At 67.1% G+C, this 11,208-nt stretch carries 8 protein-coding genes; 5 read left to right on the top strand and 3 right to left on the bottom strand.

Annotation, left to right across the window (positions count from 1 at the left end):
- Positions 1–188 precede the first annotated feature (188 nt).
- The 3 genes from urtA (QM772_RS06860) to QM772_RS06850 form a co-directional block, all read right to left on the bottom strand.
- Positions 189–1,460 (bottom strand): urea ABC transporter substrate-binding protein, encoded by a 1,272-nt coding sequence (gene urtA, locus QM772_RS06860; protein ID WP_415134847.1) that lies wholly within the window; start codon positions 1,458–1,460, stop codon positions 189–191.
- A 194-nt stretch (positions 1,461–1,654) separates the two neighbouring features.
- The gene (locus tag QM772_RS06855) at positions 1,655–2,551 is read right to left on the bottom strand and encodes a response regulator (RefSeq protein ID WP_415134845.1); all 897 of its coding nucleotides are present in this window, start codon (positions 2,549–2,551) and stop codon (positions 1,655–1,657) included.
- Positions 2,535–5,933, bottom strand: a complete 3,399-nt coding sequence (locus tag QM772_RS06850; RefSeq protein ID WP_415134843.1) for an ATP-binding protein — start codon at positions 5,931–5,933, stop codon at positions 2,535–2,537. The genes QM772_RS06855 and QM772_RS06850 overlap by 17 nt, the downstream gene beginning before the upstream one ends.
- A 289-nt stretch (positions 5,934–6,222) precedes the next feature.
- Between QM772_RS06850 and urtA (QM772_RS06845) the strand changes: the two genes are divergently transcribed.
- From urtA (QM772_RS06845) to urtE, 5 genes are all read left to right on the top strand, one after another.
- Positions 6,223–7,491: an urea ABC transporter substrate-binding protein gene (gene urtA / locus QM772_RS06845; protein ID WP_415134841.1), complete on the top strand. Its 1,269-nt coding sequence runs from the start codon at positions 6,223–6,225 to the stop codon at positions 7,489–7,491.
- 63 nt (positions 7,492–7,554) lie between these two features.
- The gene (gene urtB / locus QM772_RS06840) at positions 7,555–8,469 is read left to right on the top strand and encodes an urea ABC transporter permease subunit UrtB (protein ID WP_415134839.1); all 915 of its coding nucleotides are present in this window, start codon (positions 7,555–7,557) and stop codon (positions 8,467–8,469) included.
- A 32-nt stretch (positions 8,470–8,501) separates the two neighbouring features.
- On the top strand, positions 8,502–9,701 hold the full coding sequence (gene urtC, locus QM772_RS06835; RefSeq protein WP_415134837.1) for an urea ABC transporter permease subunit UrtC: 1,200 nt from the start codon (positions 8,502–8,504) through the stop codon (positions 9,699–9,701).
- 22 nt (positions 9,702–9,723) lie between these two features.
- Complete coding sequence (gene urtD / locus QM772_RS06830) at positions 9,724–10,467, top strand: urea ABC transporter ATP-binding protein UrtD (protein ID WP_415134835.1); 744 nt, start codon at positions 9,724–9,726, stop codon at positions 10,465–10,467.
- Positions 10,468–10,491: 24 nt separating this feature from the next.
- Positions 10,492–11,181, top strand: coding sequence for an urea ABC transporter ATP-binding subunit UrtE (gene urtE / locus QM772_RS06825; protein WP_415139503.1), 690 nt, complete (start codon positions 10,492–10,494; stop codon positions 11,179–11,181).
- Positions 11,182–11,208: the final 27 nt, after the last annotated feature.

Raw genomic sequence — 11,208 nt, 5'->3', positions numbered from 1 at the left:
AAGAAAGGGCGCGGGGGAGTGGTCACGAGGTTCTGGAATGCAGGGGGACGAAGCCGTCTCGATCAGATGGCCGCGGAGCGGGCCATGCCAAGGCACCCGTGGCCGGGGTTCCCCCGGCCAGTGGGTGCGCCCCCTTGAGGGGGGAGGGCATCGGCCACACGCAGTGAAGCCGATGCCAACGGGGGTGGTCAAACTTTTGACTTGCCGTCCGGCTCGTCCTTCTTCTTGTCGTTGCCCTCGATGAACGGGCTCCAAGGCTTGGCGCGCACGGGTTCCTTGGTCTTCCACACCACCTTGAACTGGCCGTCGGCCTGGATCTCGCCGATGAACACGCTCTTGTGCAGGTGGTGGTTCTTCTCGTCCATCTTGCTGGTGATGCCGCTGGGCGCCTTGAAGGTCTGGCCGGCCATGGCGGCGATGACCTTGTCGGGGTCGGTGCTCTTGGCCTTCTCGACCGCCTGCTTCCACATGTTGATGCCGATGTAGGTGGCTTCCATCGGGTCGTTGGTGAGCGGCTTGTCCTTGTGGCCGGCGATGTTCTTGGCCTTGGCGTAGTCGCTCCACTTCTTGATGAACTCGGTGTTGGCCGGGCTCTTGATGCTCATGAAGTAGTTCCACGCCGCCAGATGGCCCACCAGCGGCTTGGTGTCCACGCCGCGCAGCTCTTCCTCGCCGACGGAGAAGGCCACCACCGGCACGTCCTTGGCCTTCAGGCCGGCGTTGCCCAGCTCCTTGTAGAAGGGCACGTTGGAGTCGCCGTTGATGGTGGACACCACCGCCGTCTTGCCGCCCTGGCTGAACTTCTTGATGTCGGCCACGATGGTCTGGTAGTCGCTGTGGCCGAAGGGGGTGTACTTCTCGTCGATATCGGCGTCCTTCACGCCCTTGCTCTTGAGGTAGGCGCGCAGGATCTTGTTGGTGGTGCGCGGGTACACGTAGTCGGTGCCCAGCAGCACCCAGCGCTTGGCGGCGCCGCCAGCCTTGCTCATCAGGTAATCGACGGCCGGAATGGCCTGCTGGTTGGGCGCGGCACCGGTGTAGAACACGTTCTTGCTCAGCTCCTCGCCCTCGTATTGCACGGGGTAGAACAGCAGGCCGTTGAGTTCCTCGAACACCGGCAGCACCGACTTGCGGCTGACCGAGGTCCAGCAGCCGAACACCACGGCCACCTTGTCCTGCGTCAGCAGCTGCTTGGCCTTTTCGGCGAACAGCGGCCAGTTGGAGGCCGGGTCCACCACCACGGGCTCCAGCTTCTTGCCCAGCACGCCGCCCTTGGCGTTGATCTCGTCGATGGCCATCAGCACCGTGTCCTTGAGCACGGTCTCCGAGATGGCCATGGTGCCCGAGAGACTGTGCAGCACCCCGACCTTGATGGTGTCCTGCGCGTGCGCCGGCAGGGCGCCGAGGCCGGCGAGCGTGGCGGCGGCCGCCAGCGCCTGGAGAGTGAAACGACGTTGCATTTGCGAGGCTCCTTGTGGGGTGGAATGAAGCCGAAAGTGGCTTGATGTGGTGCATCGCAAAGGCCGTGCCAGCGGGCGTGCGCGAGCATGGGGCCCAAGTTCGCCGTGTTTTGGTGCGAATCGCCCAGATTGCGGGCGTGTTCTGGTGCGCGAGCGCCAAAATAGAGCAATGTCCGTCTCGGCGGGTCTCCGGGCTACCCGAACAATTGCCCAGCGATCGCCGCCGCCGCCGTGCGCGTTTCCACGCCCAGCTTTTCGAAGATGTGCTCCAGGTGCTTGTTGACGGTGCGCGGGCTCATGTCGAGGATGTCGGCGATGTCGCGGTTGGTCTTGCCCTTGGCGAGCCAGGCCAGCACCTCGGTTTCGCGCGGGGTGAGGGCGGCGTGGTCCAGTCGGCTGCTCGCCGGGGATGCCGCCGCCGCGTGGCGCAGCAGCACCATCGCCTCGCCCAGCCCGGCCTGGCCCAAGCTGCGGGCCTGCAGGGTGGCGCCGCCCGGCAGCGCGAGCTGCGATTCGCCGTCGCGCAGGGTGTCCGCCAGCCAGGCGCGCTGCGCCCGGGCCGGCTCGAGGGCCTCGGCCAGGGCCTGATCCAGCCATTGCGTGGCCTGCGGCGAGCGCCAGGCCACGCGCCCGCTGGCGTCCACCAGCACCACGCCGAGGCCGGCGATGTCCACCGCCTCGCGCGCCAGGCGCGTGGCTTGCGCGTTGCGCAGGTGGGTGGCCAGGCGGGCCAGCACCTCGGGCAGCTTCAGCGGCTTGATGACGTAGTCCACGCCGCCGCTGGCGAAGCCTTCGACGATCTGCTCGGTGGCGGACAGGCCGGTCATGAAGATCACCGGCACGTGCGTCCATGATGGCTCCTGCTTGAGCCGGCGGCACAGCGCGAAGCCACTGTCGCCGGGCATGACGGCGTCCAGCAGCACGGCGTCGGGCACCGTCATTTCCATGCGGGCCAGCGCTTCCTGGGCGTCACGCGCGACCAGCACGGTGTAGCCCTCCAGCGCCAGCGTGTCACACAGCAGGGACAGGGTCTCGGGCGCATCGTCCACCACCAGGATGATGCGTGCCAGGGGGTCATGCGTCGTCGTCATCATTGTCGAGAGAATCATCCGTCAGGGCCTGGGTCAGGCCTTTGAAGTCGAACTGGTTCACGTACACCGACAGCGCTTGCATGGCCGGTGCCAGCCGGGGCTGCTCTTCGGCGACGCCGCGCAGCAACTTCCGCAGGCCGCTGCCGTTGCCTTGGCGCGAGAGCCGCTGCAACTGCCGGCGCAGCGCTGCCGGCAGTTGCGTCAGGTCGGCGGGCGCGGGCGCCTGACCTTCGTGCGCTGGCGGCGGCTCGCGCTCCCGCAGCCATTGCAGCCCCAGGGCGCTGCCCAGCACACGCAGCAACTGCGATTCGATCACCGGCTTGCCCACGAAGCCCTGGCAGCCGGCCTGTTCGACCTGCTCGCCCTGGTTTTCGAACAGGTCGGCCGAGACGATGACGATGGGCAGTTCGCTGGCGCCGAAGCGGGTGCGTATCAGCGCGGCGGTCTGCCAGCCGCTCAGGTCGTCCATCGTGAGGTCGAGCAGGATGGCGTCGGGCAGGGCGTGGTCCAGCGCCTCGATGCATTCGCTTCCGCTGGCGGCTTCATGCACGGAAAAGCCGAGCGGAATCAGCAGGCCCGCCAGCAGTTGGCGGTGAACCGGCTCGTCGTCCACCACCAGCAGTCGACGGCGGCGCCCCTCGTAGCCTGTGATCGACTGGTCGGGTGGCGCGGCGAGCGCCGTGCTGCGCGCTGGCGGGGCGATTTCGGGCAGGTACAGGCGCACGCTGAACGTGCTGCCGTGCCCGCGCGCGCTGCGCACCGACAGCTCGCCGCCCATCAGCAATGCCAGCATCTGCGTGATGGCCAGCCCCAGGCCGGTGCCGGCCGATGCCGTGCGGCGCCCGGCGCTGCCGCGCTCGAACGGCATGAAGATGCGCTCCTGGTCCTGCGCGTCGATGCCGATGCCGGTGTCTTCGACGTCGAAGCGCAGCACGTCGCCGCGCCCCTCGACGCGCAGCACGACGTGGCCGGCGTCGGTGAAGCGCACCGCGTTGCCCAGCAGGTTGATGAGGATCTGGCGTAGCCGCTTGGCGTCGGCCCGCACCCAGGCCGGCAGGCGCCCCACCCGCTCCACCTGGAATGTCAGCCGCTTGGCGTCGGCCTGCGGGCGCACCATGCGGGCGAGCTGGTCGAGGAAGGTCGGGAAATGCAGCGGCGCCAGGTCAAGGCGCAGGCGGCCGGCCTCGATGCGGGCCAGGTCCAGCACGCCGTCGATCAGCGCGTGCATGTGCTGGCCGCTTTGGTGCACGGTGGCGATGGACTCGCGCACCTCGGCCGACAGCTCGCCGCGCCGCAGCAGGAGCTGAGCGTAGCCGAGGATGCTGGTGAGCGGCGTGCGCAGCTCGTGGGCCATGCCGGCGACGTAGCGCGTCTTGGCCTGGCTGGCGGCTTCGGCCTGCTCCTTGGCGGTCTGCAAGGCCATGTCGGTGCGCGAGTGCGCGTCGATCTCCTTTTGCAGCAATTGGGTCTGGCGCTCGGATTCCTCCTGCGCCATGCGGCGGCTGCCGCTGGCCAGCACCACCCACCACGCGCACAGCGCGCCCAACGCCATGAGCAGGGAAAACGCCTTCAGGAACGGCTCGCGCAGCGCCTGGGCGTCGGCGTGCAGGCCTTCCTGCACGTACACGATGCCGAGCACCGCCGCCAGCGTGGCGGCGATCAGCAGCACCACGCCGATGTACTGGGCCACCGCGAAGTTGATGCGCCGGCTTACCGGCCGGGGCAGGGCGAAGGCGATGGTCTGCCAGACCTGCGCCTCGGCGCGCGCGTCGGGCGGCTTGCAGCGGTCGTGGCAGCGCGAGTCGAGCGAGCAGCACAGCGAGCAGATGGGCGCGCTGTAGGCCGGGCAGCTTGTCATGTCGGCGCGCTCGAAGCGGTTCTGGCACACCACGCAGACCAGCTCTCCGCGCGCCAGCGGCGCCGGCGCGCGGGCGATGTACCAGCGCCCGCGCGTGGCCCGGGCGATCAGCGGCGAGAGCAGCATCGCCGTCGCCAGCACGATGAAGGGGCAGAACGCCGCCGCCCAGTCGCCCAGCAGGCCGGTGTAGGCCGCGCCGCCCAGCGCGGCGGCGGCCAGCATGGCGCCCAGGCCGACCGGATTCAGGTCGTACAGGTGCGCGCGGCGGAACTCGGTGCCCGGCGGGCTGAGGCCCAGCGGCTTGTTGATGACCAGATCGGCCACCAGCGCGCCCACCCAGGCGACGGCGACGTTGCTGTAGATGCCCAGCACCTTCTCCAGCGCGCCGTAGACGCCGAGCATCATCAGCAGCGTGGCGATGCCGACGTTGAACACCAGCCACACCACGCGGCCGGGGTGGTTGCGCGTCAGGCGCGCGAACACGTTCGACCAGGCCAGCGAGCCGGCGTAGGCGTTGGTGACGTTGATCTTGACTTGCGAGAGCACGACGAACAGCACCATGCAGGCGAGGGCGGCCGGGTAGTCGCCCAGCATGCGCAGGTAGGCCGCCAGGTACATCTGCGTCGGGTCGGCGGCCTGCTTCAGGCTGGCGCCGTATTGCAGCGCCACGTAGGCCAGGAAGGCGCCGCCCAGCATGCGCGGCGCGCCCATCAGTATCCAGCCCGGGCCGCCCAGCAGCACCGCGCCCCACCAGCGCCCGCGGTTGGCGGCGGTCTTGGCGGGCATGAAGCGCAGGTAGTCCACCTGCTCGCCCACTTGCACCAGCAGGGCGGAGATCACCGTGGCGGCGGCGCCGAAGGACAGCCAGTCGAAATCGGCGTGGCCGGAGCTGAGCCCGGACAGCAGCGTCACCCCCGTGTACAGCTCGGGTTGCCGGACGGCGAACCACAGGAACGGCGCCAGTAGCAGCAGCGCCCAGACGGGCTGCGTCCACGCCTGCAGGCGGGAGATGAAGGTGATGCCCCACAGCACCATCGGGATGACGATGAGCGCCGACAGCAGGTAGCAGGCCATCAGCGGCCAGTCGAACGCCAGTTGAAGGGCCAGGGCCATGATGGCCGCCTCGACGGCGAAGAAGATGAAGGTGAAGCTGGCGTAGATCAGCGAGGTGAGGGTGGAGCCCAGGTAGCCGAAGCCGGCGCCGCGCGTCAGCAGATCCATGTCGAGGCCGTAGCGCGCGGCGCACACGGAGATCGGCAGCGCCGTCAGGAAGATCACCGCGCCCATCACCACGATCGCCCACAGCGCGTTGGTGAAGCCGTAGTTCAGGGCCACGGCCGCGCCGATGGCCTCCAGCGCCAGGAACGAGGTGCCGCCGAAGGCGGTGCTGGCCACGCGCCATTCGCTCCATTTGCGTGCCGCCCGGGGCGTGTAGCGCAGGGCGTAATCCTCCAGCGTTTCGTCGGCGACCCAGGCGTTGTATTCGCGGCGGATGGGAAAGATCGTTTGTGGTGCGTGACTCATCGAATTGGGGTGCACCCAGGGAATGGGGCGTAACCAACTGCTGCCGCAAGAAGCGTTCCGGGGCGCGTCGGGGCCGAGTGCGATTTGCTTCTCTATTCATAGCTTCCAGCGCTTGACTGGCGAGCGATGGAGGCCAATTTCATTCATAAGAACTGGCACCTCCGAGGCGCCACTACGTCAAATGACGTATGGGTTTTCCCTGATGCGATCCGTAGTCTTCAGGCCGTGGTGGCGCCGTGCCGCCCAGCGCCCGAGACGGGCGTCCCAGGTCTTGTCTTAGGAGAGCTTCATGAAAACCCGCTCCGCATCCACTGGCCCGTTGACCAGCGAGCGCCGCCGCCGTCTGCTGATGGGCATGGGCGCGCTGTCCATGGCCGGCGGCCTGCCTGGCCTGGCGCGCGCCCAGACGCCGCCCACGGCCCAGGTCAACACCACCAAGCTGGCGGTCACCGACAGCGAGGTCGTGGTCGGCCAACTGCACTCGGCCACCGGCACGATGGCGATCTCGGAAACCGGCTCGATCCAGGCCGAGCAACTGGCCATCGACCAGATCAACGCAATGGGCGGCATCCTGGGCCGCAAGATCCGCGTCATCAAGGAAGACGGCGCTTCCGACTGGCCGACCTTCGCCGAAAAGAGCAAGAAGCTGCTGGTCAACGACAAGGTCGCCGCCGTGTTCGGCTGCTGGACCAGCGCCTCGCGCAAGGCGGTGCTGCCGATCTTCGAGAAGGAGAACGGCCTGCTCTATTACCCCACCTTCTACGAGGGCCTGGAGCAGAGCAAGAACGTCATCTACACCGGCCAGGAGGCCACGCAGCAGATCATCTGGGGTCTGGACTGGGGCGCCAAGGAGAAGAAGGCCAAGACCTTCTTCCTGGTCGGCTCCGACTACATCTGGCCGCGCACCTCGATGAAGATCGCGCGCAAGCACATCGAGACGGTGGGCAAGCTCGGCAAGGTGGTGGGCGAGGAGTACTACCCGCTGGGCCACACCAACTTCAACTCGCTCATCAACAAGATCAAGGTCGCCAAGCCCGACTGCATCTTCGCCGCCGTGGTGGGCGGCTCCAACGTGGCCTTCTACAAGCAGCTCAAGGCCGCCGGCATCACCGGCGACAAGCAGTTCCTGCTGACGCTGTCGGTCACCGAGGACGAGATGACCGGCGTGGGCGGCGAGAACTTCGCCGGCTTCTACTCGTCGATGAAGTACTTCCAGACGCTGGACAACGCCAACAACAAGAAGTTCGTCGAAGCGTTCAAGGCCAAGTACGGCAAGAACGCCGTCATCGGCGACGTGACGCAGGCCGGCTACCTGGGGCCCTGGCTGTGGAAGGCGGCGGTCGAGAAGGCCGGCAGCTTCGACGTCGATAAGGTGGTCGCCGCTTCGCCCGGCATCGAGCTGAAGACCGCGCCCGAGGGTTACGTCAAGGTCGATGCCAACCACCACCTGTGGAGCAAGTCGCGCATCGCCCAGGGCCAGCCGGACGCCACCTTCAAGGTGGTCGCCGAATCGCCCGAACTCATCAAGCCCGATCCGTTCCCCAAGGGCTACCAGTAATCCGCCCGCTCCCTTCCCCAGGCCGGGGGAGGGCGTCCACCGTACCGCACCGCGAGCGCCGCCATGACCTTCTCCGACATGCTCAATATTGGCCTGATGCAGGGCTTCGCCGGGCTTTCGCTCTTCGCCGTGCTGCTGCTCATGGGGCTGGGCCTGGCGATCATCTTCGGCCAGATGGGCGTCATCAACATGGCGCACGGCGAGTTCATGGCCATCGGCGCCTACACCGTCTACATGTCGGCTGTGCTTACGGAGCGCTTCGCGCCGGGGGGGGTGGCCTACTACTTTCCGGTGGCGATCGTGCTGGCCTTCGCCACCGCCTTCATCGTCGGCTGGATCATGGAGTGGGCGCTGATCCGCCACCTCTACAACCGCCCGCTCGACACCCTGCTGGCCACCTGGGGTGTCAGCCTGGGGTTGCAGCAGTGCTTCCGCACCTTCATCGACCCCAAGGAAGTCAGCCCGACGCTGCCCGACTGGCTGATGGGATCGTGGTCGCCCGCCGAAGGGCTGGACATTCCCATCAACGGGCTGTTCGTGCTGTCGCTCACCGCCGTGGTCACCGCCAGCGTGCTGCTGGCGCTGCACAAGAGCCGCTGGGGCCTGCGCGTGCGCGCCACCGTCGCCAACCGCGTGATGGCCAACGCCACCGGCATCGACACCAAGAAGACCGACCGGCTCACCTTCGCCATCGGCTGCGGCATCGCTGGCGTGGCCGGCGCGGCCTTCACCACCATCGGCTCCACCGGGCCGACTTCCGGCCAGCTCTACATCGTGGATTCGTTCCTGGTGGTCACCTTCGGCGGTGCCGCCAGCCTCCTGGGCACCGTGGTCTCGGCCTTCGGCATCGCGCAGACGCAGTCGATCTCCGAATTCTTCATGACCGGCTCGATGGCCAAGGTGCTCACGCTGTCGCTGATCGTGCTCATCCTCATGGCCCGTCCGCAGGGGCTGTTCGCCTCCAAGGTGCGCCGCTGAGCCGCCGCCATCCCGCATTCAGGAGTCACGCCGTGGAAACCTTCAAAGCCATCGTCAAGCGGTATCAACTGGCCAGCCTGCTCATCCTGGCGATCCTGCTGGTGGTGGTGCTGCCGCTGTCGCTGGACATCTTCCGCCTCAACCTGGTGGGCAAGTACCTCTGCTACGCCTTCGTCGCCATCGGTTTGGTGATGGTCTGGGGCTACGGCGGCGTGCTCAGCCTCGGCCAGGGCGTGTTCTTCGGCCTCGGCGGCTACGCGATGGCGATGTTCCTCAAGCTGGAGGCGTCCGATCCCGAGAGCACCAGAATCCAGTCCACGCCGGGCATACCCGACTTCATGGACTGGAACCAGATCACCGAGCTGCCGCTCTTCTGGCTGCCCTTCAAGAGCCTGCCGCTGTCGCTGATGCTGGTGGTTCTGGTGCCGATGGCTCTGGCCTGGCTTATCAGTTTCGCGATGTTCAAGCGGCGCGTCGGCGGAGTCTATTTCGCCATCATCACCCAGGCGGTGGCGTTGATCTGCACCGTGCTCATCATCGGCCAGCAGGGCTACACCGGCGGCGTCAACGGCATGACCGATCTGAAGACACTGCTGGGCTGGGACACGCGCACCGACAGCGCAAAGTACATCCTTTACTTCGCCTGCGTGGCCTTGCTCATCGCTTCGATCATGCTGTGCCGCTGGATCCAGACCAGCAAGCTCGGCACACTGCTGCTGGCCATGCGCGACAAGGAAGACCGCGTGCGCTTCTCGGGCTACGACGTGGCCAGCTTCAAGGTGTTCACGTTCTGCCTGGCGGCGGGGCTGTCGGGCATCGGCGGAGCGCTGTTCGCGCTGCAGGTGGGCTTCATGTCACCCAGCTTCGTCGGCATCGTGCCCTCGATCGAGATGGTGATCTTCGCCGCCGTGGGCGGCCGCATGAGCCTGGTCGGCGCGGTGTACGGCACGCTGCTGGTCAACGCCGGCAAGACGCTGTTCTCGGAGAGCTTCCCCGATCTGTGGCTGTTCCTCATGGCGGCGCTGTTCATCGGAGTGACGATGGCCTTCCCGATGGGGCTGGCCGGCCTGTGGGAGGACAAGATCAAGCCCTGGTGGCTGGCCCGGCTGGCCGCCCGCCGCGCCGGGACCGGACGCGCCCAAACCGCGCTTCCCGCCTGCGAGGACACGCTGCCTTCGACCCCGGCGGCAACGCCCGCCGTGCCCGCCCGCATGACCGGCCAGGGCGCCTGACCCCGCACCGGAGACCGATCCCATGAGCAACACCGACTTCGCGCTGGCGGTCGAGGACCTGAGCGTCTCTTTCGACGGCTTCAAGGCCATCGACGACCTGACGCTGTACATCGACCGCAACGAGCTGCGCGTCATCATCGGCCCCAACGGCGCCGGCAAGACCACGCTGCTGGATCTGATCTGCGGCCGCACCAAGGCCAGTGCCGGCTCCATCAAGTTCAGGAACGCCGAGCTGACCGGCATGGCGGAATACAAGCGCGTGCGCATGGGCATCGGGCGCAAGTTCCAGACGCCGTCGATCTACGAGAACCTGACGGTGTTCAAGAACCTGGAGGTGTCCTACCCCGCCGGGCGCTCGGTGTTCGGTGCGCTGGCATTCAAGTGCACGGACGAGGTGAAGGCGCGCGTGCAGGCGGTGGCCGAGGACATCGGGCTGGCCGACCGGCTGGACACCGAGGCCGGGCTGCTCAGCCACGGACAGAAGCAGTGGCTGGAGATCGGCATGCTGCTGATGCAGAACCCCGAACTGCTGATGCTGGACGAACCCATCGCCGGCATGAGCGCGCGCGAGCGCGAGCTGACGGCGGAACTGCTGAAGCGCATCTGCCAGAACCGATCCGTCATCGTCATCGAGCACGACATGGATTTCGTCAAGCAGATCGCCCACAAGGTGACCGTGATGCACCAGGGAAAGATCCTGGCCGAGGGGTCGATGGAAAAGGTGCAGTCCGATCCGGCCGTGATCGACGTGTACCTCGGTCATTGAAGGAGCGACGACATGAGCGACGTGATGCTGAAAGTCGATGACCTGCACGTGGCCTATGGCCAGAGCGAGGCGCTGCACGGCGTGTCCTTCGAGGCCCGGGCCAACGAGACGGTGGCCATCATGGGGCGCAACGGCATGGGCAAGACGACCCTGTTCAAGGCGCTGATGGGCATCCTGCCCGCCAGGAGCGGGCGCATCGAGGTGGTCGGCCAGGACGTGACCAAGGACGAGAGCTTCCGCCGCGTCGCCAAGGGCATCGCCTACGTGCCGCAGGGTCGCATGATCTTCCCCACGCTGACGGTGGAGGAAAACATCCAGACCGGGCTGGAGAACAGCCGATCGCGCCGCATCCCCGACGACATCTACGCGCTGTTCCCGGTGCTGTTCGAGATGCGGCGGCGCAAGGGTGGCAACCTCTCCGGCGGCCAGCAGCAGCAACTCGCCATCGCGCGCGCCCTGGTCACCGAACCCAAGGTGCTGCTGCTCGACGAGCCAACCGAAGGCATCCAGCCCTCGATCATCAAGGACATCGCCCGCGCGCTGAACGAGATCCGGCGCATGAAGGGCCTGTCCATCGTGGTGTCGGAGCAGGTGCTCAGCTTCGCGATGGACGTGGCCGACCGGCTGTTCGTCATCGAGGGCGGCCGCTTCGTCCACGAAACCGAACGCGACAAGACCGACGCCGCGCACATCAAGCGTTATCTGTCCGTGTGATTTTTCGAGCCCCCGCAACCAGGAGAA

The sequence above is a fragment of the Ottowia sp. genome (genome assembly GCF_047601385.1).
GTDB lineage: Bacteria > Pseudomonadota > Gammaproteobacteria > Burkholderiales > Burkholderiaceae_C > Ottowia.
The sequence above is the reverse complement of the archived record's forward strand: the minus strand, read 5'-3'. Positions and strand labels throughout refer to the sequence as shown.

Coding starts and splice junctions, on each gene's coding strand:
- urtD (WP_415134835.1), top strand. CDS start 9,724: ATGAGCAACACCGACTTCGCGCTGGCGGTCGAGGACCTGAGCGTCTCT.
- urtB (WP_415134839.1), top strand. CDS start 7,555: ATGACCTTCTCCGACATGCTCAATATTGGCCTGATGCAGGGCTTCGCC.
- urtE (WP_415139503.1), top strand. CDS start 10,492: ATGCTGAAAGTCGATGACCTGCACGTGGCCTATGGCCAGAGCGAGGCG.
- urtA (WP_415134841.1), top strand. CDS start 6,223: ATGAAAACCCGCTCCGCATCCACTGGCCCGTTGACCAGCGAGCGCCGC.
- urtA (WP_415134847.1), bottom strand. CDS start 1,460: ATGCAACGTCGTTTCACTCTCCAGGCGCTGGCGGCCGCCGCCACGCTC.
- QM772_RS06855 (WP_415134845.1), bottom strand. CDS start 2,551: ATGACGACGACGCATGACCCCCTGGCACGCATCATCCTGGTGGTGGAC.
- QM772_RS06850 (WP_415134843.1), bottom strand. CDS start 5,933: ATGAGTCACGCACCACAAACGATCTTTCCCATCCGCCGCGAATACAAC.